At 57.9% G+C, this 24,357-nt stretch carries 16 protein-coding genes; 7 read left to right on the top strand and 9 right to left on the bottom strand.

The window, feature by feature from the left end; translation table 11 throughout:
- Positions 1 to 20: 20 nt before the first annotated feature.
- The 4 genes from dapB to VNM72_00105 all read right to left on the bottom strand — a co-directional run bounded on the left by dapB (position 21) and on the right by VNM72_00105 (position 5,202).
- Entirely contained in the window at positions 21 to 764 is a 744-nt protein-coding gene (gene dapB, locus VNM72_00120) for a 4-hydroxy-tetrahydrodipicolinate reductase (protein ID HXF03803.1), read from the bottom strand.
- A 134-nt stretch (positions 765 to 898) separates the two neighbouring features.
- Positions 899 to 2,398 (bottom strand): hypothetical protein, encoded by a 1,500-nt coding sequence (locus VNM72_00115; protein HXF03802.1) that lies wholly within the window; start codon positions 2,396 to 2,398, stop codon positions 899 to 901.
- 92 nt (positions 2,399 to 2,490) lie between these two features.
- Complete coding sequence (locus VNM72_00110; protein ID HXF03801.1) at positions 2,491 to 3,534, bottom strand: hypothetical protein; 1,044 nt, start codon at positions 3,532 to 3,534, stop codon at positions 2,491 to 2,493.
- 54 nt (positions 3,535 to 3,588) lie between these two features.
- Positions 3,589 to 5,202: a cyclic nucleotide-binding domain-containing protein gene (locus tag VNM72_00105; protein HXF03800.1), complete on the bottom strand. Its 1,614-nt coding sequence runs from the start codon at positions 5,200 to 5,202 to the stop codon at positions 3,589 to 3,591.
- Positions 5,203 to 5,747: 545 nt separating this feature from the next.
- Between VNM72_00105 and VNM72_00100 the strand changes: the two genes are divergently transcribed.
- Positions 5,748 to 7,106: a multiheme c-type cytochrome gene (locus VNM72_00100; protein HXF03799.1), complete on the top strand. Its 1,359-nt coding sequence runs from the start codon at positions 5,748 to 5,750 to the stop codon at positions 7,104 to 7,106.
- Between the two features lie 582 nt (positions 7,107 to 7,688).
- Here the strand turns inward: VNM72_00100 and VNM72_00095 are convergent.
- From VNM72_00095 to VNM72_00080, 4 genes are all read right to left on the bottom strand, one after another.
- Positions 7,689 to 8,072, bottom strand: a complete 384-nt coding sequence (locus VNM72_00095) for a nucleotidyltransferase domain-containing protein (protein HXF03798.1) — start codon at positions 8,070 to 8,072, stop codon at positions 7,689 to 7,691.
- Positions 8,032 to 8,424, bottom strand: a complete 393-nt coding sequence (locus tag VNM72_00090; GenBank protein ID HXF03797.1) for a HEPN domain-containing protein — start codon at positions 8,422 to 8,424, stop codon at positions 8,032 to 8,034. Before VNM72_00090 ends, VNM72_00095 begins: the two co-directional genes overlap by 41 nt.
- 239 nt (positions 8,425 to 8,663) lie before the next feature.
- Positions 8,664 to 12,602: a hypothetical protein gene (locus VNM72_00085; protein HXF03796.1), complete on the bottom strand. Its 3,939-nt coding sequence runs from the start codon at positions 12,600 to 12,602 to the stop codon at positions 8,664 to 8,666.
- Between the two features lie 62 nt (positions 12,603 to 12,664).
- A complete protein-coding gene (locus tag VNM72_00080) occupies positions 12,665 to 14,905 on the bottom strand; it encodes a carboxypeptidase regulatory-like domain-containing protein (GenBank protein HXF03795.1) in 2,241 nt (746 codons plus the stop codon).
- 634 nt (positions 14,906 to 15,539) lie between these two features.
- Between VNM72_00080 and VNM72_00075 the strand changes: the two genes are divergently transcribed.
- From VNM72_00075 to VNM72_00055, 5 genes are all read left to right on the top strand, one after another.
- Positions 15,540 to 18,791: a two-component regulator propeller domain-containing protein gene (locus VNM72_00075; protein HXF03794.1), complete on the top strand. Its 3,252-nt coding sequence runs from the start codon at positions 15,540 to 15,542 to the stop codon at positions 18,789 to 18,791.
- Between the two features lie 121 nt (positions 18,792 to 18,912).
- Positions 18,913 to 19,329, top strand: coding sequence for a GxxExxY protein (locus VNM72_00070; GenBank protein ID HXF03793.1), 417 nt, complete (start codon positions 18,913 to 18,915; stop codon positions 19,327 to 19,329).
- 63 nt (positions 19,330 to 19,392) lie between these two features.
- Complete coding sequence (locus VNM72_00065; protein ID HXF03792.1) at positions 19,393 to 20,058, top strand: response regulator transcription factor; 666 nt, start codon at positions 19,393 to 19,395, stop codon at positions 20,056 to 20,058.
- A gap of 274 nt (positions 20,059 to 20,332) precedes the next feature.
- Positions 20,333 to 22,972 carry a hypothetical protein gene (locus tag VNM72_00060; GenBank protein HXF03791.1) on the top strand — a complete coding sequence of 880 codons (2,640 nt, stop codon included), beginning with the start codon at positions 20,333 to 20,335 and terminating at the stop codon, positions 22,970 to 22,972.
- 140 nt (positions 22,973 to 23,112) lie between these two features.
- On the top strand, positions 23,113 to 23,406 hold the full coding sequence (locus tag VNM72_00055; protein ID HXF03790.1) for a hypothetical protein: 294 nt from the start codon (positions 23,113 to 23,115) through the stop codon (positions 23,404 to 23,406).
- Between the two features lie 6 nt (positions 23,407 to 23,412).
- On the opposite strand, the gene VNM72_00050 is transcribed toward VNM72_00055, so the two are convergent.
- Entirely contained in the window at positions 23,413 to 23,565 is a 153-nt protein-coding gene (locus tag VNM72_00050; protein ID HXF03789.1) for a hypothetical protein, read from the bottom strand.
- A 310-nt stretch (positions 23,566 to 23,875) separates the two neighbouring features.
- On the opposite strand from VNM72_00050, the gene VNM72_00045 reads away from it, so the two are divergent.
- Positions 23,876 to 24,357 (top strand): hypothetical protein (locus tag VNM72_00045; GenBank protein ID HXF03788.1); only part of this gene is annotated, 482 nt, incomplete at its 3' end.

Genomic DNA, 24,357 nt, shown 5'->3' with positions numbered 1-24,357 from the left:
AACATGCGGCTCTGCCGGACTCAAAGGGAAAGCGATTCCTCGAGCAGATCATCAAACCGGTAGAATCCGCGCCGCGTGCGAATCCATCGCGCCGCCAGAAGCGCCCCCATGGCGAATGCCCGACGCTGCCGCACCGAGTGAACGATCTCGATAGTTTCATAAGGCGCATCGAAACCGACAACGTGTCTGCCCGGCTCTGCGCCGCCGCGAACCGACGCAACATGAATTTCCTCGTCGGCCAGCCGCCCACTCAGTCTTGTAACTGCCCGCGCCTTGGCCGTGAGATTTTCCAGCAAAATGTCAGCCAGCCGGAGGGCCGTCCCACTCGGGTAATCGGCCTTCGCCCGATGATGATATTCAACGACGTAGGGATCGAAGTCCGGGTATGGCGAAAAAAGCCGACAGGCCTGGGCAATCAGGCGGTAGAAGAGATTCACCCCGATGGAAAAGTTCGGTGCGTAGACACAGCCGATGCCCGCGTGTTCCACCACCTGACGGGCTTCGTCTAAACGGTCATACCAGCCCGTCGTCCCAACGACAACGGGTTTCCCGACCTGCGCCAGCGCCCGAAGATGCGTGAACACCGTTTGGGGCGTACTGAAGTCGAGACAGACATCTATCTCTCGGAGCGCGTCGGCAGTGAGTCCTTGCCCGCTGGCATTGTTCCGGGATGTGAAGATCGCGCCCACTTCGATGCCCGCGTCGGCTGCGGCTCGCGCGATCTCTTGACCCATCTTGCCGTACCCGATCAAGGCAATTCGCATGACTCTCTCCGGGACGCCGCTCACAATATCACTACCGCTTGCCTCCGCGCAAGGCCTCCTCTGAGAATCATCATTTCTTCCCGGACGCGACATCCTGCGCTGCGTGTGGCGCTCCTCGTCATGCGCCCTCCCGGCTATTTTTGACCTGATGATACCGGACTCCGATGCCGCGTGATCTCCTCAATCGTGAACGGGCCATTGAAGTCTTCCCGATCCTGCTTGCTGTGATAGAAGTGACATTCCACGCAGTCAGCACGCGCCTTTCCCGGTGCGTGACAGGAGCGGCACAGAGCAATGCCGGGAACGAGAATATCGCGCGTGGTCTGACTCGTCCGGGCAGCAGAATGGCAGGCGAGGCAGCTTACTTCACGATGAGTCTCGTGACTGAACCGACTGTGAGGAAACCATCGGGCCGGGATCTGAGGAGGAACAATCTGAGCCAGTTCCCCCGGTCTCTCTACTACCCGGTGGCATTCCCGACAGGTCTTACGATACAGAAGCGTCTCGGCAATACGAACCTGTTCATCCACCCACGCCCGCGCCGTCACCGGCAACTGTTTGTAGAGCGGTCGTCGTGGCAATCGGCCTTCAATCCGAACCTCGCCGCGGCCAGCCACATCGGGGTGTTGCATGAGGTATTCGGCATACCGATCCTGCAAAAACGTTCGGATCATCGAGGGATCGCCATGTGGCACGACCGGGTATTGATCAGGATGCTCGGCAACGTACTCAGCGAACCGTCCCGCCCGATAAGCCGCCAGAGCTTCTTCCTTCCGACGAGGGCTCGGCTGAAATCGAGCGTCAAATTCCAGCAGATGACAGGCCATGCAGTGCCGCTCGTACTGAATCGGTTGCATGTAGGCACCCGACCAGTCCGCGTAATGACAATCGCCGCACCTCATCTGAACCGGTTGTTTCTCCGGTCCTGAAAGAGCGGGCTTGAGATGCACCGCGTGGTTCAACTCGATAGGGGTCGTGTCGCTCACTTTCTCCCGATCATCGAGGCGGCGACGAACAATCTGACGATCCCCTCTCACCGCAACGGCAAATTCCGGATGGTCCAGAGAAAAGGAAGTTATGCGCCTCCCTCCTTCCAGGACAACGTCCATCCTCCCGGTGGTCGTTCGCAGGTCAGCATGGCACTGAAGGCAGAAACGGTCGTCAACGCGTGAGAGGATGGCACGCCCTTTGTGCTCCTCATGACAGCCGTTGCACCCCGGCGCGAACGTTTCATTGACATGGTGTCGGGGTGCAGCATGACAGGGCACGCAAGCGCTGTCAGTCACGTCTCGCCAGAACCTCCAGCTCCGATCAACTGAAACGGACGCCGCTCGTTCGAGCCCCGATTGAGCTCCCCTTGTTCCCTCAGGCGATACCGGGACGTGATCGGCTCCCGCTTGCCCCTGATGACACAGAACACAATCGCGGGCGAAGAGTTGGTGCGCGGTTGCCACCGGCCCGTTCATGTAGAGATCTTCCCGGCGAAAAAGCGCAATGAGGATGACAGCTCCAATTGAGACTCCAACACCAGTATAGGAGAGAATCCTCCGCCAACGGCGGAAGGGATGCTGCTTCTTGAAATAGTCCCGGTCAATCCGCCGCGCCAGCGTTTTTTGTGTCCGTGGTCGAGCCATCGTTTTCTCCCGCTCGCTCTCGCTCGTCAAGTGAAGACTCGATCCATCCCATGGCGAAGCGAGTGGCCGTAATCTGAGTTGATCTCGCCGTTTTAATACCGCAGGCTCATGATTGCGTGGATCGCCGTTAGCACGAGAAGCGCCATCGAAAGCGGTACGTGGACGAACAACCATCCCTGCAGCCACCGATGCATCTGCCGCTGACGCTCCAGTTGCCTTCGCTCCAGACACAGTTCGGAGAGATCCGCGACAATACCGTGCACGGCCGGTGATACCGTCGCCCTGAGACGGGAAAAAGCCAGATCGCATCGGCGGGGATCGCTGAGCGGCCCATTCCGATCCCAGGAGTCCGCCAGATACGGCTTCAGGACATCCCGGTAGAACTCTTTCAGCCGGAGGCCGTCGGATGGCGGCATCTCCGCGACCTCCGTCGAGCGGCCTTTGATCATTTCATCCATGAGATCGCGCACCTCTTCCAGAGACAGACGACGGAGACCGAGTTCCCGGTAAAACGCCGTCAGGAGTGGAGGCCACGGACCCGGCGGCTGCCCCGCATCTGCTGCCTTGCGATGATGATCGAGGGTCTCTTTCACGGTCCTGAGCACCCGTTGAAGCGAGAGTCCTTCCTCCACAAGCGATCCACAGGCGCTCCAGACGAGGAGCCCGGCCTCCAGTCGAAGCTGATCGAGCACATGGGGGATCTCCTCGTACACCGTCTCCATCGGCAGCTCGTTCAACATCTTTCGGGGGAGGTAGTGCTGGAGCAGCATCCCGACAATACCGCTAGCCACGATCAGGAGAAAGAGGACCATTAGAATGGTGCTTATTGTCCCGCCAAAACGAAATCCGCTGTGAAAGAGAATCAAAGGGAGGCTCGCTATTCCCAGCCACAGGTGCGCCCGCACCCACGTCTCCGCTCGACCGACGCGCCAGGTGGGAACTTTCTTACGGGCTCCAAGCAGGGCGCAGACGACGATGAACGCCGTACCCGTAATGCCATACGCAAGACCGAGGGCGCTCCCTCCTCGTGGACCGGGCACCGCCCATGCGGCATAGGGAATGAACATGATCAGGCCAACCACAACAATGAGCAGGCAGGCGATTATCCATCGCCGATGCGTGCGGTCAATGATCATCTCGATCGCCCGGGCTCGATGGAGTGAACCATTCCCACCATGACCTTTTCACTGTCATAGGGGGCGTGCGTGCTCCCCCTGGGCAAAGAAGAATTCCCGGGGATTGACGCGCAGGGCCGCCTGATGGGGACACGCATAAACACAGCTTGGCTCCCCCAGGGGCGCGCAGAGATCGCAGATCACCGCTTTTCGCTCAATGACCGGAAGGGGAACGGTCATGCGCTCGGAGGGACCCCGACGCGCCACCTCAAACTCATGCATATTGATATTGCCATACGGACATTGCGCCGCGCACTTCCCGCATCCGATGCACCAGTCCTCGATGACGATCTCCAGGGATTCTCGCCGACGGATTGACCCCACCGGACACCCAATCATACAGACCGGATCGGTGCATTGTCGGCAGGATGTGGCCACGAGATATTTGTCATAGCGGAGCCCGTCACGAATCAATCGCGTCACTCCGTCATGAGCTGCAGCACAGGCTTTCACGCACTCATCGCACCGGGTGCAGCGCTCGAGATCAATGAGCAGGACATTCTGCGCGTTCATCAGTCCCTGCTGGAGGAAATCGTCCAGGGGAAGGTCCGTAACCTGACGCGTCAGCCGCTGAGTGGCCTCGATCCGCCGCTGAGCCTCGGCTTCGAGCTGGGCTCGAATCGCAGGGAATCGCTCGATGAGAGCGACGAAGTCGTCCTTGCGCAGGCGCACCACCTCGACATGATCCAGCGCTGTGCAGGTCGCCGTCCGCACCCCTCCGCTTAAAAGACCGATTTCGCCGAAATACTGCCCCCGAGAGAGATAGGCCAGGACAATTTCTCCTCCGGGATGTTGTTGACTCACGCGTACAAAGCCGAGGCGGATGAGATAGAAACTATCGGCCGGCTCTCCCTGACGACAGATCACCTCGCCGGGATCATAAGAGACAAGCTCGACCCGCGCCCGTAACTCGTCCAAGAAATCGTCGGGCAATGAAGCAAACTCTCGCACGCTCCGCAGATGCGTGTCGAGCGCCCGCTGCCGGTAGTCGCGCTCCAGCTTCTCCCGAAACGTCTTCGACTGCTTCTTGAGCAGCTCGAGGACATTTCGCTCCATCTCCAGCATCTCGCAGTCGGTCACGGCACGCACCGTCGCCGAGCGAGGATAGAAGCTCAAGCACGTCATCTCACCAAAAAGGTCCCCATCATGCAACTGGCCAACCGGTTCATCCATCGCCAGGTCAATGGGCGCATCAATCGGAATATAGCGGCGAAACTCTTCTTCCTCACGCGGGTCCTCCCGAGCCGACAGGAGCAACGTGGCAAATTTCCGAACCCGTCCCGAGAGCCAGCCTCTCTTCCCCTCCTGCTTCTGACTCCTGGCATGGGCAATGGGGCTCGTGATGAAGACTTCGACCCGCCCCCGCACGATGTAAAAGGCCGTCGAGCCGTAGTCCCCCTGACGACAGACGATCTCGCCGGGACGAAACCGCCGACGCACAACAGCCCGCTCATTCCACTCGAAGAGCCGCTCCAGTTGCTTCCGGGGAACTTCGTGGAAAATCGGATAGGCCGAAAGGTCATCCGGTGTGAGAAGCTCACCGCCCGGGCCCCCTTTCTCTTCACCGCGGTCAGGCGGCCTCTCCGACGAAGCACTTGAACCGCTTTGATCAAGCGATGACGGAATCATCGAAAGCGCCTGAGCTGAACTCCGGTTTGGGCGAGCCTTCCCACTTTCAACCTCCGCAATCGAAAAGCGCCGGTGATCCTACAACTCGCCCGCCTACTATAGCAACGGCTCCTGAGCAAGTCAATTTAGCGACGGCGCCAGACCAGGTCAAACCGAGCGGCATGCAGCGACAGGAGAAGTTACGATCTTATTTGGACCGGGGAGAGCTGCGGAGAGGATACGCGAAAAATTTTTCACCACCACGGCTGGCGCCATCTCATGAACCCCCTTGTGGCTGACCTCAATGATGCCGGCCCTAGAGGGATGAGCGGTCTGCTGTGTCCGTTGTATTAACGGGTGGTACCTTTCGCCCGCGCCCGTTGAATCATCTGCCAGTGTCGGAGACCGCTCGCCCCGGGCTTGTTTCTCGTTGACTTGACCTTGCCTTTTCCATAGCATTCACGCGGGTGAGCGGTGATGGGTGAATCAGGAGAGCGGAGAGAGCACCCGCCGATCCCACCCCCGGACTCAAGAATGCACCTACCGGAGAGAGGATAACGGTGAACATGAAAAAAATTGCCCTTGCGGGCCTGATGGCAGCGGCATTTCTCACGGCTTATTTTAGCCTGATCCGCAAACAGACGGCTCCCCCCGATTCCTCTTCCTCGGCCGTCGCCAACGGCCAGACGCTACCGGCGCGATACACCGGCCCCGGAGCCTGCAGTTCAACGGCCTGTCATGGCGCCGTGACTCCGGCCTCCGACAGAGAAAGTCGCATCCAGCAGAACGAGTACACCACCTGGGTGCTCAAAGACAAACACGCCAAAGCCTATCAGGTTTTGCTCACGGAAAGATCACAATTGATCGCGCGAAATCTTGGGATGGAGGAGAAGCCGGAGCAGAGCCGGCGCTGCCTTCCCTGCCATGCCCTGAGTGTCCCACCGGAGCGTCGCGCTCGCACGTTCGATCTGAGCGATGGCGTGAGCTGTGAAAGCTGTCATGGCCCCGCCGAGAAATGGCTCGGGCCTCACACGACCCGCGACTGGACGCACGAACAATCGGTCGCCGTCGGCATGTATGACACGCGTCATCCCGTCAGGCGGGCTGAACTCTGCCTGTCCTGTCATCTGGGCGATGAGGAGAAGACCGTCAATCATGAGCTGATCGCCGCCGGCCATCCCGACCTCATCTTCGAGCTGGAGTATTTCACGCTCGCCATGCCGCCGCACTGGCGGAGCGAGGACAATTGGAAGGGAGCGCGTCCCAAGCGCGAGGCCTTCGGCCTGACTGCCTGGGCTGTGGGACAAGCCGTCGCCCTGCGAGAGACTTTGAACCAGCTGGCCCGGCGCGTCTCCAGTCCCACCTGGCCGGAATTCGCTGAGTACGATTGCTACAGTTGCCACCACGATCTGCGCGAACCCAGTTGGAGACAACGTCGCGGTTACAGTCACGCGCCGGGACGTCCGCCCTGGAATACAGCCCGTGCCGCCGTCTTTCGACATCTCGTGCGCGTGATTGCCCCAGATGAGGGCAGGACGCTTGACGAGCAAATCGCCACCCTCAGCATGCTCCTCAGCCAACCAACGGTCGAGCGGGAGAAAATCAGCGCCGCGATCAAACAGACCCAGGCCATCGTCGAACGCATCCTCGGTAAGATTGTTACCACCCCCTTGACGGATCAGGTAACGCAGGCCCTGTTACGGAACATCTCCGGGGACGGCGAGAGAATTGGATTCGCGGGTGTTCGTGCCGCCGAACAAGCGGTGATGTCGCTCGACGCCCTCTCCTCAACCAGAGGAGTCGCCGTCGAGCCCGCCGTGCAATCGGCCCTCACGAGGCTGCTCGATTATCTCGAACGCCCGGAGCGCTTCGAACCCACCAGGTTCGCCACGCTGATGGGCGAGCTTCATCAACACTTCCGCTAATTGCAGACGATCGGGTGTTCGGCGGAACTCCCGTGACGGCTTCAACGAGCCGGATCGAGCGCCATCAAGAGGCGGGAAGGAGCATCCAGCGAAATGTCCTCTCATCTTGGTGCATGAGGTGCGGGAGCATGGGGCCGAAGCATGCTGGGACATGATCCACCGGTCGAATGGCTTAGCCCGTATATCACAGTATCAAGCACAAGAAGGTTGGCCCACTCCACCCGCGCGCTGTATATGGGACATGGCGTTATCGCATGACCGGCGAGCCACAGGATGAAAGCGCGGATCCCGTGCGTCGCGTCAGGTCGCTTGACCCGACTGGGGAGACGATAGTTCCATCGTGGCATGAGCTGAGCCCGTGGGGATGGCGAAGTGCGCGAGATGCCCTGATTTCAGGCAAGGAAGCCGTTTCAGATGACAGGGGGTTTTTAACGGCGCTATGCCGGCAAGAACGCACGATCCTTCGTTTTATTCACCCTAGCGATTGGATCTGAGGCGGCAATATAAAGTGTCACCTTGGCTGAGAGGAGGGAGAGAAATGGAACGTCCTCTCATCACGTTTGAAGGGGCTGGCAGTTGTACTCATGAAGCTTCGTCCGCCCTGCTTCCCCCCTCGCTCGGCACTTCTATTCCTTCGGCCAGGGCTTCCTGGATGAAAGTGTTGCCTTCCCTGAGCATGTGTTCCAATTCCTCGCACGTATAGGGGAAGACGTCCACAGCTACCGGAAAATTCGAGGGAGTATATTGAGGGATCCTTTCCAGAAAGGACACATTTGATTCGCGCAGCACCACCAGCAGATCCACGTCACTGCCGGGGACACAATCGCCGCGCACCAATGATCCAAAGACAAGCACCTTCTCGATCTCCGGATGTTGCCGTCGCAGTTGGGCGGCAAACGCCCGCAGTTCTTCCCAGACCTCGCGATCAGGGAAGTATTCGATCTCGACAGAATCCGACGATCGCATCAGCATATTCGATCGCTCGCGCCGCCTCTTCATGAGTGTAATACTCAAAGGGCGCGCCACTCGGATAAGCGTTGGGATACCTCGGCGGGATGTAATGTTTGTCCAGCACCTTCGCCTTATCAATCAGCGTTTGATCCACCGCCACACCAGGTGGAAGCTGGGAGAGCAACATGGCAACCGAATGGCCTCGGGCACTGGCCCCGAGTTTTTGATACAGTGCCTTCACCGCCTTTTCTGCCGCCTGCTGTGCGGCAAAGCACGCCCACTCCAGATCAGCATCCTCCAGCGCATGTCGGGCATGCTCCAGATCCTTCTCCGCTTGCCGCAACCAATCCTGGTGCCTGCTCGCCATTCCATGTCAAAGCGTAGTTTAATCCGTCCGCCCAAGCAAGCGGGCAAATCAGGACACCTGATTGCTCCCGGCCTGCGCGTCACTGCGCCTCCAGTTTGCCAGATCATTTTCCGAACTTTCCAAATCCATTCGGGTTGTCCAGGCAGCCCTCAGAACACACGGAGGATCGAAACCGGATTGTTTTGAAGTTCCCGGCAAACGGTCCGAAACAAAGACGGGAGATGTCCTCCCGCTGGATTCTATTTGGCCTGGCGGGTCAGAGTTCGTTTCATCCTGATGCACGCGAGGATGGCCGAAATGAGACCAAGAGCCAGACCCCAGGGAGAGGGATCGCCGTGAAGCAATCCCCTCATAGGCGTTAATGCCTTTTCCGTCCCAGAGATGGGTGGACCCGGTGGATCATTCGTGACGAAATAAGGTTGGCCCTCGCGGAGGTAAAGCCGCTGCATCTCCTCGCGGTTGAAGGGACGCGCGCCACGCCGACCGAAGACGGCGATCTGGTTACCGCTCTCGTCAACGGCGCGATCTCGATCTAAACCCTTGGACAGGGCGAGAGCCGGCCCATGCGTGTGGTAGGTGGCGATGAGCATCGGTGATGGACGCGGGCTGAAACCGAGAAACGTAGGCGTCGTCTCCGGCGATATGAGTTGAATCACGCGCAATCCATTCCTGCCGTCGGCGACGTAAGCGAAGACGCTCGCATTGGTCATACCGATCTTCACATCGTTGGCGTCGTTAATCTGGCCATCGGCCGTATAGACTTGATCGAGCCGGGGCTTCTCGGGCCGTTCGACGTCAACGATGACAAGTCCATCCCGACCAGCCGCGATATAGGCGTATGTTCGTGCCACGTAGATATTGCGCGCATCGGCAAGCGGGATGACGGCTCCGGGAACAGGTCGCGGCTTCTCCGGGAATGTCACATCAATCACCTTCATTCCCTCAGAATCAACCACGAAGGCGTAGCGGAATTGAACCGCTACGGCGCGGGGCCGCCGTATAGCCGGCGGACCGACCTCGGCCACCACGCGCGGGTTGAGCGGATCGTCGAGACTCACGATGACCAGACCCCGATCGCAGGAAATGTAAGCGTACACACCGGCTATTGTAATGTTCACGGCTCCGGAGAGTATCCCGCCGGGATTGAACGTGACGGCTCGCGTGAGGAAGTTATTCTCGGGATTTCCGTCAAGTAGCGTGGAAACGCCCACGCCCGCTCGCTTCGCCATCTCGCTCCCCGGAGGATTGCCGATGACGATGAGGCCCTCCTCCCTATCGGTCACGTAGAGAAAGGCATAAAGGGGATGAATCGGCTGTTTGTCATCACGATAGATGGCCTCTTCGTTCTCGGGCCGATGAGGCCGCGTGGGATCAACGGCCATTGTCGAAGGAGAGGCCACAGCCGTCGCGTATTTCGTTTTCACGTAGAACCGTTGTCCGAGCGGGGAGACTGGAGCCGTCACGATACGCTCGGAAAACCCCTTCTGATCAATCTGCGCGACATCGTAGATGCGAAGTCCTCCTCGCCCCGTCGCGGCATAGAGATATTCCCCGCGCAGTTGAACACTGAGCACCTCCGTCCCATGACCCGGAAGAGCGAGAACGTCCTTGCCCGGATGGTGATAGGCTTCGTGAAGGCGCCGGCCACGAGCGATGTGTTTTCGATAGCTCGTCGGATAGGCGATTTTGTGCAGCGTGCTCCCAATCACCGCCTGCGGTTCATCATGTTCGGTGACGACCACAGCTTCAAAGCCCTCCTTTCCCTCGGCGACGTAGACATAGCGGCCCAGGAAGTTCACCATGTTCGTACCGAGCATGAGCACCTGCGCCATCCAGGCGTTGTTGTCATTATCAGCCGATAGGTGGCAGTCAGTGCAGACTTTCGTTTCCTTCGCCCGCACCGTGTGAGGGACGAAGGGACTGAACGCCTGACCGCTGTAACCTTCCGCCGATACGGTCTGCTGCTGGGAATAGATCCACTCCCGGTTCTGATTCTGCGAACTGACCAGCACGGCGCACGCGGAACGGATGGGGGCGATGCGTCGTCCCGTCACCGTACCATCGCGTCCGAGCATGAAAATATCGTCGCGGATCGTTTGAAAGTTGTAGGAAGTCCAGTTCCGCAAAACCTCCCCCTCGTTATGAAGCATCGGCTTCTTTACGTTGGCTGTCATCGGCAGGTGACAGCCGAAGCAACTGGTCACCCACGCTGTGTGACAGGAGAAACACGTCATCCGGCTGTTGGCATGGGCCAGCTCCGTCTCGGATGTCGGCACATCGCCCCACCGCTGGCCGTCGCGGCGAAGCGTCTTGGCCAGTCGTGACTTCTCGTTGTAATGAGGCGAACCCGGGGTGATTGTGTCGCGGACTTGAACGACCTCCCATTCGAGACCGGGCACGACCATCGAACGCTGGAAGAGTCGTCCTCGGCGCCATTCGAAGCGGCGCTGCCCCAAGGGCGTTCGTAATCGCGCCAGATTGGTTCCTCCCGGAGGAGCCGCCGGTCCCGACGTCACGAGCGTCGCCGGACGATAGATCGTCCCGTGACAATCCGTGCAATCAATCTCGATGGCGTTGCGCACCTCTCCATACAGTTTGCCGTTGCCGTGACTGTCCTGAGCGAAATGGCAATCCACGCAGTGCATTCCCTTCTCGAGGTGAATATCTTTCAGGTGAACGGCTTTCTTGAATCGGTCCGGATCATCCTCGCCGACGATGCGGCCCTCGGCATCCAGTAATCGTCCCTTTCGATCTCGTTTGTAGACGGCGCGAAAGACCCAGCCGTGACCGTGAAAATCGGCGAATTGATTGTGGCGCAATCGAGGATTCAGTTCCACGAGCCGGGTGAGAAACTCAGGATCAGACCAAAGGCCGCGCACTGCCGATCCTTCGGGATTGGCTCGCTGGATTTCATCAATTTGTTTGGCCGTCAGTTTCCGCTCCTCTCGGGGATACATCAACTCCCCGTCGGACTCGTTATCCCACCAGATATAGCCGAGGTAGCTATTGGTCACGGTTGTCCCAGGATGGATGTGGCAGACGATGCACTGGCTGGACGGAATGGCGCGGGTGAGAACATGACGAATGGGATGGCCGGGGACGTTTTTGGGTATCGTCGGATCGGCGCTGAAACTGCGCCCCTCATTGCCAAACCGTGCATAAGGTCCGGAGTGAGCCTCGAACCGATCATTCGCGTAGATGACATGACATGCCGTACATCCGCTGGAGCGATAATCTCCCGGATGATCATTGGTACCGAGAAACCACAGCGTCGGATCGAACAGGCGCGTCTTCTGCAGACCGAGGAAGACGGGATCGGTTCGATTGAGCGTGCCCAGCCCACGCGGGCTGAGGCCTTTATCGGGTTTACCCGGTTCTTCCTCCCGATCGGGCAAACCGACCTCCAGTCGCCGACGGCCGCCGCGCTCGAAGACGCGAAGGATATTGCCCGGCTGAGTGATTTCCCATCGAGGCAACGGATCGAGATAGGGCAGCACGCCCTTGCGACGCATCTCCTCTTCGGTCGGCGGCGGATAGGTCTGAAGCCGCTGCGGCGTGCCGTCTAACCCGTAGGCTTCTCCGAAGCGCGGATTTTTCAGCGGAAAGGAGCCGTTATTGTAGAGGGCCGCTCCCCACAGCATCGCTCCATGAGCCATCATGCTCTTTCGCACGGTCGCAACTTCGCTCGGATGACAGCCGCTCTGCCCGCAGGTCAGGTGCGCGATCCGTAAATCCCCCGGATTGATGAAGCGAATGAACTCGGGGGATTCGCGATTGAGCAGTGTGTAGGACCGAACCGGATTAGCTGCCCGCGCCGGAGTCGCGTCCTTGCCCCACTGACGAGGAAAGCGTGGATGAACGTGGGCTTTTTTCTTTGCCTCCTCATACGCCGGCTCACCCGGTTTCGCTCCCGCCGGTACCTCAACGGTGGCATCCCCACCATGACAATCCACGCAGCCGAGACGAACCGCCGGCGACTCGTGCATCGTGGGCGCATCCATAGGGTGATGGCAACGGAGGCATCCGGCGCTTTTGGCCTTGACATCCTCCTCCGATTGATCCGAGAGCCTCGCCTGCTGTCCCACCGAAAGCGTGGAATCCAAATCGAAGGCAGCCGAAACGATCGCGCCGGCAAACAATGTCATCGCACCGACCTTTAATGCAATGGCTCGCCTCATATCTTCGTCCTCTCCGGCGAAACCCTTCTCCACATCCCGTCGAAGTCACGCCCTCCACGGTCTCAAAATGTCAATCTCACCGCAGCGAATGTCGAGAGCAGAGTCTTCGACGTGAAAATATCCCGGAATCCGGCAAATGGTGTGAGCGCCGAAGCGCCCGCCGTGATGACGATGTTTTCCGTGAGCGGTGGCCGATAGAGAACGCCGAGACCGTAATCCACACCGATGCCGTGACGAATCGGAGCTTGAAACAAAACCAACTCGAGCGGCTCCGTGCGATGAAATCTGAGAACGCTCACATTGACGAATCCTCGCAGCTTGGGCGTCAATTCGGCGTCAGCCCCGACGTGAAAGAGAAAGAGGCCGGGATTGACGAAATTGGCCTGACCCTCGTCCTTGCTGCTACGGAGGCTCGGGAGCAAGCTATCTCGATCCACCAGCATCAGATTCGTTCCCGTCAGCCGAATGCCCTGGCGGTTGAAGAAGCCGAAAATCCCTCCGGCGAAATTCGGCGCGTCAATGATCGAATCGAACCCACGGCCGCGATCATCGAGCGGTCGGCTATCGCCCGAAGAGAAGAAAAACGATCCCTTCAGCCTCAGCCAATCACGGTCAACGGAAAGTTCAGCCGCCACCATCTGCGCATTCACCCGGATCGGTCGCCCGGCAATGGGGTTTCGATCATCCCGACCGAGGGCCTGGTAAAAGGCATGGGAGACATTCAATCGTCCGATGTGCCCGTCTCCAGCAATGCCCAGGTAGCCGATCTTCAAATTATGCGGAGTGAAGCTGCCGATAGCCGCGGGCCGAACGAGAAAGCCGTTTTTGTCGAAATGAAGTCCGCCCTCATCCGATCGCCCGGCATGATCATCGCTATAATGGATGCTCCCCTGAATGGTGTAGCCTTTCTTGATGAAGTCCTGCCGGTAGAGATTGGCGATGATCACGTATTGATGGCGGGATTCAAAGACCGTGTTCAACCGACTGTTGGTGTCCTTCTCCAGGAGCGTGAAGGCCGCCACGTTCCATTGATAGAGATTCGATGCCCAGTTGCCAAAGAAGCGAATGCCCGGCTGATTGTCCACGAACAGGAAACCGCGAAAATCGCTGATGAAGGGCTGGATGCCCACCCGAACGGAAACGAAGTCATACTTCGGGCTCACATCCGCCAGCTTGACTTCGCCAAAGAGTTCCTGGAACGCGAAGTGACTATCGAAACGGGTTGTGCCCCGACGCACATCAATGTTGACCAGACCGGTCTCGCGCGTCACCAGATAGTTCAGATTGATCACAGGGGTGACCTTCATCTGCCAGTCTACGGGCTTGAATGCCGTGTCCCCGTGAAAGAGCGCGGCCGATAGGATGAAATTTTGGTTGAGGAAGAACTGGCCGCCCCGTCCGAAGAACGGCTCGCTCAGGGGTTCGGCAGCGCTCGCATTGCTCGGCACGTAGAGTCGGCGCCCCTCGACCACCGTCTCGCTTGTCGCTGTGAAATTGAAAAAGACGTGCTGGCCGAAGAGGGGATAATCTCCCTTGAGGACGTTCTGATTGAAGGGGTCCCACCAGCGTCCGCGAGTGTAGGGCGCTTCATAGCCCGTCTCCCGATCCCAGGGAGGAAATCCCACGCGCCATCGGTCGGGCCAGGAAACAAAATCGGGGTCAGTTGGCTCTCTTGGTTTGATCGGCGATGGCCCTGCCGCACCCAGCGGAGGATCACGAGGTGTGGTGAAGGGGATGGGTGGGGGGGCCGTCGGCTTCTCTTCGCCTGATTCCGGTTCCGCTCGCCGGGGAAGTCTCGATTCGAGCACAATCCGTTCGTCTTCTGGTTCTTCGCGGGGTCCTATTTCGACAACACCCTCGATCTTTTCTGTCGGGCGCCGGGGCAGTCTCGTCGTTCGACTCGGGGCTGGATGCTCAGACTCGACCGTAAGAATAAGCGTCTTGACCTCGCCCGCCATCACCACGATTGGTCGTTGAATGAAAGGACGAATGCCCTCGCGTTCCCCGCGCAACTCATACTCTCCCGGCACAAGATCGAAAAACCGAAAAATCCCCTCCCCTGTGCTCACCGTTCGATATGACTTTTCTCCTCCGAGGGCAGTGAGCGTTATCTGAACGAACGGAACCGGCGACCCGTGTCCATCCCGAACCTGACCCTGAATCGCCCCCGCGGCAGTGATCGGTCGTCGGGGGATCTGAGGATCTCCACCGAGTAAAGGTAGGACCAGACTGATCGGTAAGAGAAGCGGGAACCACTCCCGGCTGAACCGACCTGATCCTGAACCCTGTTCTCCTCCTCTCATTCTTCCGGCTCGATGGCCCGCCATCAGGGCACGCTAGTGGATTGGTTTGATGGTTGGGTCATTGAAGCACCATTTCTTTCCCGCGCCCTCACCACTGTAATCCTCAGACGATCTCATCGCTTGAAGGGCCGTATCAAACGACTGAGTTGCAGCCGGGAAATTAGCACACCTCTGACTGATAAGCAACTGCCCGATCGGAGAAAGAGCCTCGACTCGGGGATCGAAAAACAGGAGTGACTTGAGTCTGCAGCAATCAACGACCCTTCTGTCACACATGGATGAATGACCTGCATCTGCTCGGTTGCTTCCCGCCTCACCCCCAGTCTCGCCGATGTCGCGGGCGCTCGACACAGTAGAGCACAAGGCCCCAGCCGATGACAGGTCGGCTGGCTGATCGGCCAACGCCGAATTTCGACGCAGTCGTAGGCGCTCACGAGGCACGTCATCACGGACACGGCGCAGAGGGAACGGAGAGCATAAACGATCCCCCTTCTGAACGAACAGTTCACGATCCAATTGGGCTAGGAGCCGATCGTCGTAGAGACTCCTCACGTCGGGTAGCGCGACCTCCAGGAAGACACCGCAGAGATCGCCGAGGACGAGGGATTGGTTTAGAATTCCCCGGTCTTTTTCGATGACACGGGTGAACAAGGACGGTAAGAAAGCGGTCTTGCCCCGGCTCGCCGTGTGGATTGGCGCGATGCTGCTTGTGACTCGCCTCGCGGTGGCCGAGCGTTTGCCAATCAAAATCTACACGACCGCCGACGGTTTGGCGCGCGATCAAATCACTCGCATCGTCCGCGACTCGCGCGGCTTTCTCTGGTTTTGCTCACCGGAGGGACTTTCGCGGTTCGATGGGTACTCGTTCATCAACTACACGACCAACGACGGATTGCCACATCCCAGCGTCAGGGATTTGCTGGAAACGCGCGATGGCACGTATTGGATCGCAACGGGCGATGGCCTCTGCCGATTCAATCCCAGAGGCCGTCGGCGATCCGTGGCAACAACCCGGGACCAAAAACCCAATACAATCCGCAGTCAGGCGACGAGTAACGGACCGGGGACAACGACCCAATCTCTGTTCACCGTTTTCCATCCGGGTGAAAGTGAAGCGGCACGGAGGGTCACGGTGTTGTTTGAAGATCACGCGGGCACGGTGTGGGTGGGGACCTGGGCCGGCCTCTTTCGCCTGGAACAGGCGGGTGGACGGGTGAAGTTTCACTTCGTGGAAATGGGGATGCCGTCAGAGACGGTGGATGATCGGATGGTAGAAGACATTCTGGAAGACCGGCGGGGCGCATTGTGGATTGCCACGCGGGGCAGCGGACTCTACCGGCGCTGGCCCGATGGTCGGGTGGAGCATTACACGGCCCAGAATGGCTTGCCATCCAATCGCGTCCATGCGCTGCTGGAAGATCGCGACGGGCGGTTATGGGCGGGAACGACGCACGGACTCTGCCTGTTGAATGCTGAATTTCGAATTTCGGATTTCGAGCTTCGAAATGGTAAATCCGCGATCCCCAATGCGGTGGTCGCTCACATATACACGAGGAAGGATTTCGGGTTGCCATCGGAGTGGGTGCTCTCGTTGTTTCAATCTTCCGACGGGCATCTCTGGATCGGCCTGAATCACGGGTTGAGCAAGTTCATCCCCAGTTCGCGCACGGAGGACCAAGGGCGGAAGCTCGATCCCTCGTCGCCAGTGATCGGTTTTCAATCTCGGACTTATACAACGGCTCATGGCCTGAGTGATAACGAGATCGGCGCCCTGGCCGAAGATCGGGAGGGCAATCTCTGGATTGGGACGACCTATGGCGGCGCGATGAAGCTGGCCCGGAGTGGATTCGTGACTTATCTTAAGGCTGATAGCTTTGATGATACGAATGTCTCTTCCCTTGTTGAGGACCGAGCCGGTGAACTCTGCGTCTTTACCAAAAACAGCTCAGGACAACTGTTCATTTATCGGTTTGACGGGAGACGGTTCATCGCGGCCCGACCCGACTTTCCCAAAAGGATTACCTACTTCGGGTGGGGATGGAATCAAATTGGTTTCCAAGACCGGACAGGAGAATGGTGGATCGCTACGGGACAGGGGCTTTGTCGTTTCCCGAAAGTGAGTCATGTCGAACAGCTCGCGCATACGCCTCCAAAAGCCATCTATACAACTCGAGACGGATTGATCGCGGATGATGTATTTCGCCTATTTGAAGACTCGCGCGGCGACATCTGGATAAGTTCATTCTCCCTCGTCCGGTCTGGTTTGATCCGATGGGAACGCGCCACCAAGACGTTCCACCGCTATACGGAAGCTGATGGATTGCCACCACCCACTTGGACGGCAGAAGCCTTTAGCGAAGACCGCTCGGGAAATGTCTGGATCGGTATTGGTGGAAAGGGGCTGGCTCGTTATATGGGGAACCGCTTTACACTCTTCACCGCCAGCGATGGATTGCCCCGGGGGATCATTCGCGCACTCCATGTTGATCGCGCCGGTCGGCTCTGGATCGGTTGCGATCAGGGCCTAAGCCGCATTGACAATCCAACAGCACCTCGCCCACGCTTCGTCACCTATACCACGGCTGATGGGCTCTCTAGTAACCAGATTTCATCGTGCATCACCGAAGACCGGAGAGGCAACATTTATATCGGGACGGGTCGCGGCATCGACCGACTTGATCCCGCAACCGGCCGGATCAAGCACTACACAACGGCGGACGGTCTCGCCAGAGGTCACCCCATTGCCGCGTTCAGCGACCGTCAGGGGGCTCTCTGGTTCTGCACGAATTCAGGGTTATCACGATTCCTGCCCGAGCCGAACTCGCCCCTGTCGCCGCCGCCGATCCGCATCAGCGGGCTGCGCATCGCCGGCGAACTCTATCCCGTGTCTGAGCTGGGGGAGACCAGCGTATCCAATATCACCCTGGGACCGAACGAGAATCAACTTCAGATTGAATTTTCCAGCCTTCGCTTTGGCCTGGGTGAGTCATTGCGTTATGAATACAAACTGGAAGGTGCAGATCGGGGCTGGAACGCCCTGACCGATCAACGCACGGTCCACTACGCAAAGCTGGCACCGGGAAAGTATCGTTTCATGGTGCGAGCAGTGAATTCGGATGGCACGCCCAGCCCGACGCCTGCGACGGTCGCATTCACAGTTCTCCCGCCGATCTGGCAGCGGTGGTGGTTTCTCCTGCTGGTGACGATGGTGGTTGGATTCGCGGCCTATTTCATTTATCGGGTTCGCGTCGCACGGCTGATCGAGATGGAACGGGTGCACACGCGCATTGCCACGGATCTGCACGATGAGATTGGTTCCAACCTGTCATTTATTGCAATGCTTGGCGAAGTGGCCAACCGGCACGTGTCGCCCGATGATCCACGGATGGCGAGATGGTTGTCTCTCATTGCCAGCACCTCGCGCGAGACGGTGGACTCGATGAGCGACATCGTTTGGGCCGTCAACCCGCAAAAGGATTCTCTCGGCGATCTGACCCAGCGCATGCGACGGGTGGCGGAGGAGAATTTCAGTGCTCGCAACATCGCTTTTCAGTTCAGCGTGCCCGGTCAGGAAACAGACATTGCGCTGGGTGCGGAGACCCGCCGAGAGATCTTCAAGATATTCAAAGAGAGCCTCAATAACATCGTTCGTCACGCCCATTGTACACAAGCTGTGATTGAGTTCCGGGTTGAAGCAGGCCGGCTGGTGTTGAAGCTGAGCGATAACGGCCAGGGGTTTGACCCCGACCGCGCGACCGAGGGCAACGGGCTGATGAACATGCGTCGTCGCGCAAAAAACCTGGGTGGCGAACTGGAAGTGATCTCACAGCCGGACGTCGGCACGACGGTGATACTCAAAGTGCCGCTTCAGGGGCACCGCAAGTGAGCCACAAGAGGGCACAGAATGCACAAAAGGAGACATCCTATGCGCTTTTATGCCTTTAAGGGGCTGGTTTTGCGACTGAAAAGGTGCAGGGAACGAAAAAGAAAAAGGGGACAAAACATGGATGGCCTTATGCAATTATGCGATATCGCGTGTGAGACCAGCCTTTCCAATCCATTGCCCTCCCCGTAACGGGCACGAAAATTTACGAGAGTCTTCTTACTCACCGGCTCAAGAAAAAAGGATTTCATGTGAAGCAGCAGTATCACTCATCAAAGTGTTTGACGAAGGAAAGACGAAACATTGTTGGGAGAGTTTTATGCCAATCCTCGTAGAGAACCGATTGATCGTGGAATTGACAGCGCGGAAGACCTGTGCAGATGAGCACATGACACAACGGTTTGGCTATTTGAAAGCTGCCCGAATGGAGCACGGGCTGTTGATCAATTTCGGTGCTCTAAAACTGCAAATCAAAAAGCCGATCCTGAGTGCTAAGTTACGAGAAGTCATTCGTTGTGCTGTTGTGCCTTTTTGCGGTTGAAGCACTAGGTAAATGCCGGGTGACTTATCCGTCAAATGAGGATAGACTAATGGCTCAACCACTATGACTGCTGAAACCAAACCTCCACCGTCGCCCATCAAGGTGGCCATCATCGAGGACCACCATAAATTCCGTGAGTGCCTCGAATTTCTGCTCAACAATACGGACGGTTACCGCTGCACCGGCAGTTTTCGCACGATGGAAGAGGCGCTCCAGAAAATCGGCTATGATCCGCCGGACCTCGTGCTGGTGGATATTGGCCTGCCGGGCATGTCCGGCATTGATGGCGTCCGAATCTTGAAAGAACGCTATCCCCAGATGCTGCTCCTGATGAATACCGTGTACGAGGATGACGAGCGGATTTTCGATGCGCTCTGCGCCGGGGCGTCCGGCTACTTGCTGAAGAAAATGCCGCCGGCGCAACTGCTCGACTCCATCTCCGAGGCTGTCGCCGGTGGTGCCCCGATGTCACCGGATGTAGCCCGCCGCGTGATTGCGCTATTCAGAGAGATTCGCCCGCCCGAACGAACCGATTACCACTTGACACCACATGAACTGAGGATTTTGAATCTGCTGGCCGACGGCCACAGCTACAAAACGGCGGCAGCGGAATTGGGCGTGAGCGTCAAGACCGTTTCCTTTCACCTGCAAAAAATCTACGAGAAACTCCAAGTCCACTCCAAATCCGAGGCCGTCTCCAAGGCCCTCCGTAACCGGCTCATCAAGTAGAACCGCAACTGGATTAACTGGCAGCGCACCCTTCCAGGGTGTTGGCGCAACCTCAACGGCGAGTGAGAAAGCAGGTAATATGACTGCGCTCCCAGGATAGTGCGATTGAACGCGGTTGCATTCGTAGCCCCCACAATGCTAGGTGAATTCCCGGTGACTCTCCAAGCGCACTTAAGGTATTTCTATCGCTATGTATGACGCAAAAATCAAATTAAATGTGTTTAGCGTCGAAAGCGCGAGCATTGACGATTTGCCTGAATAGGGAGAAAAGACGATGCAAACAGCCAGGAGGAAAGCGCTCCGGATCATTCTCTTGATAGTTTCCCTTGGATTTATGCTCCTGAGTCCGACTGCATTGATCAAATCCACAGTTTCATTTCCCCCGACGGATCATGAACTGCAGCGGTGGCAGCTTCATCAGGATCAACCGCTCAACGCCTTAGCCGGCGGCGAGAACTTTTTCAGTCCCATCGGTGTGCAGAAGACACTCGTCATTCCGATGAAGTTCCAAGAGCCCTGGACCAAGGAATTCCACTGTCCTGACCCCAATAAGCCGTGCTTTCAGTCGTTCGCTGCGTTCGGCCCACCCCGCCACAAAGCTTGGGAGTACGAAGAAGTGCTGAACTCGACGGTGAATGAATACTACCTGGAGGTGACATACGGCCTGACGAGTTTCGACTTCGATGTGCTGATCAATCCGTCGAGTCCTGATGGCTGGTGGACTTTCCCGCACAAGCTCCAGGAGTATCTTGTCGGTGGTCAAAACTTCGTTGGCAACCCTGGGGTCGTAAAGGACGCAGTTGAAGAGATTGCTGCCAAGGCCATTGACCTCGCACCCTATGATCGGATCGTCGTGCTTGAAAACCTTCACGACCGAGCTGGACAAGCCAATTGCGCGGGATGCCCGGTCTATTACCAAACCAAAAACGGGTTGCAGCCTTTCACGGCGGCCGTTGTTCAGGAAGACAAAAGCGACAAGGAAATGGCCACTGTCCTGGCTCACGAACTGGGTCACCAGCTTGGCTTGCCCGATCTGTACGGGACATGCACGTTTCCTCCGCTTGGCGGTTGTGAGCGGGCCGGGCGTTGGAGGGGAGAATGCATGGGGCCGTGGGACCTCATGGCGTGGGACTCGCAGTTCGCTCATTTCGGAGCCTGGTCGAAAGTGAACCGGGGCTGGATCCCGGCATCGCTAAGAGTTGTTGACCTTCCGCTATTGACCAACCCCTTCGATCAGGTCTTCAGGCTCAAGCCCATCGCGAGACCGTTCTTCAGCATTGACGACAAATATGCGCTTCGCATTCCCATCACGCTCGTGACGACCACCGAAGGAACACGCTTCACCGGATATTATGTCGAATGCCGGAAAAGGATCGGGAAGGATGAGAACCTCCCGACAGCCGGGGTGCTTGTAACGTACATTGACGAATCGGGCCGAGAGAGAGCCAGAGCCCTGCGAGATCAGGAAACAATCATCGAGCAGGCTGTGCTTTACCAAACTCAGGTTTATGCCAAACCCAGTTGGGGTCTGGCGATTACCCACCTGGCCCCGCCTACGCTCCCTCAGGAAGATTGTGACGTGAGAGTCCAATATCTTCCCGTCAGAGGCTGTCCTGATGTGGCCATCTATCCGGGGGACATTTGGGTGGACAGCCCGATGAACGACTATCGCAAATACCCGGATGATCAGCCGCTGGACAGTGAGGGTGATCCACAAGGCCCCGGCGATCCACCCTGGAATCATCATTACAACTCGATTTACTTTCGCGTCCGCAATATCAGTCAGGTTCCCGCCTTTAATGTGAGAGTCAAAGTCTCCGTCGCACAACCCGATGTTATTTTCTCGTGTAAAGGAGTCCCGACGGAAGAGGTAGATACAGTCACCATTACTCGTATTGATCCCGGAGACGTGGTCAAGGACTTTGTCAACTGGATACCTCGACTGTCGTTGGATAAGCCGGTACTGATCAAAGTGGAGCTGATCCATGCCGACGAGGAAATCTCCAACGAGAACAATCAGACAGAACTGTTGACTTATTTCAGCTACCACTCTCCCGAAAGCCGGGCGAAGGATTTAAGGCTGTTTTACATCAACTGTGATAAGCTCTACCCCATCCCGATCCGAATTCCCCCGCGATGGATCACGCAAATTCGGCCCGACTACCTCAGAATGAATCCGAACGGAAGACGGCCCATCACGGTCACACTTGGTCCATCTCGGTTAGTGCGTGTCGGTGAGAGCGCTCGGATTGCTCTGGGCGTTTTCCAACCGAGCGGCGATACCTTTGCGCCGGTGGGACAAATGGAAATCCGCAGCTACGTGGCCAACCGGGCGAGTCTCGCCTGTTATGTGCCGGAAACGCCGACGCTCGTCGGAACACCGGCCATGCTCACGGGCACTCTCAGACCCGGCACCGCCGGGAAGACCGTCGCCCTTGATTACATTCCGCCGAGCGGTGATCGGACGACGCGCCATGCAGAGACCGACGGGAGAGGCGGTTTTCGAGACATGTTCACTCCCGATCAGCCGGGCAAGTGGACCGTGAAGGTGTTCCTCCAGGGAGACAAAGACGTTCAACCGACGGAGTCATTCGATTGCTCTTTGAATGTCACCTGTCGGAAGCCGACGCTCAACCCGATCAGCAGCCCAATTGACATACCGTATGGAATGACTCAAACGATTCGCCTCTCGGTGGGGGGTTCGCGTGCGCCCTGTAATCGCTTCACCTTTTCCGTTTCGCCACAGGTGGGGTTTGTGAAACTGACGGACAACGGGGACGGAACAGCCTCACTTCGGCTGAGTCCGGTAGAGAGCGACTTTGGGACTTACACGGTGACGGTCAAGGTTACCGATAATAGCTCGCCACCGCAGTCGGCCAGTCAAGAGATTACTATCCGTGTCTTCGCACCGTAACGGAAGACGGATTGAGAAAGGTCCTCGTTCAGGGGTTTCCTGCACCTTGCTGGCAGCTCGCCGATCTGCTGCCATTTGAACCGTGATCTCCGTCAAGCAGGGTCAAGAGATCATCTTGAAGAACGTCGTTGAGGGAGGTCGTGACATTACGCCTCTCTCCGAAGCGAGGTCGCGTCCTGCTTCAAGCCGTCGTCACCGACATCAACTTACCTCCGTTTGATCACGCTGAGATGGACAGCTTCGCACCCAAAGCTGAGGGTTCTTCCATCGCTCCGGTCAAGCTCCGCCTAATCGGAGGAGCAGCGAGAGCGTCGTTCTCCGGCACGATCACCGTCGGTCAACCGGTGAAGATCATGAGTGGAGCGCAGGTCCACGCTGGCGCCCATGGCGTTCAACAGGCCGAAGGAACGGGATCAATCCGAACCTCGTCCTGACGATGCTCAGTTACAACGAGGCCTGGCTTGAGTGGCGAAGGCTCCACCGCCCGGGCTGCCAGCGCGCGGGTGTTCCCCATCGGCAGGATCCTCGCCGGTCTTCTCCGCCAGTCCATCCGTCACCACGTCACCGAATGGCTTCGGCAGATCGCCGCTCATGAGAGGATCGAAGTCAATCTCGTTGACCCGTTGTCTCCTCCGGCCAAAGGAACGAGATTCACGGAAACCGCATATGGCCAACTATCATCAATCTCACAATGAGCCCCACGGAGATTCACGGGCTCACTGTTCACGTCATTTGCTCATTCGCTCGACACCGTCTGCCCGGAAGCTGTAGAATAAGGGCGTCTTGATTATGCGGGTGAGGAAAACGCCGCCAGATTGCCGGGTCCCAGAGTATGGAGCATTATCTCCGAAACCCGACTCGTGGAGGAGATGCGGCCTGCTCCTGGCGACCGCTTGCATACTTTTGCCGGGCATTGTCGCCCGGGACCCTGCAAGAGGCGAGAATTCGCTCGCTTCGGTCGTCGCACGACAAGCGGAGTCGGCAATTCTCACGGCCGAAGACGTACGTCTGCTCATTGGGCGGGCCGTGCGGGCTGCAAATGAACCGTCACTTGTCGTTGCCATCACCGATCGGGGAGGACGCATCCTCGGACTTTTTCGCAGCCCGGCAGCACCGCGAGAAGTCAGGGGGAATTTCGGTCAGATGGTCAACGCCGACGATTGGGCCATAGCTCTGGCACGCACGGGAGCCTTCTTCAGCAATAATCAGGCTCCGCTCAGTTCCCGTACGGTCCGATTCATCAGCGGCATTCATTTTCCACCGGGAATCGCTTTCACGCCGAATGGGGCTCTGTACGGAATTGAAAACACGAATCGTGGCTGTGCTCTTGACCCGGAGCTTGATGCCGTCATCCCCCGACCGAAGTCACTGGCGGGGATTCGGGA

It is taken from the genome of Blastocatellia bacterium, assembly GCA_035573895.1.
In the GTDB taxonomy this organism is placed as follows: Bacteria; Acidobacteriota; Blastocatellia; order HR10; family HR10; genus DATLZR01.
This window is presented reverse-complemented; position numbering and strand designations above follow the sequence as displayed.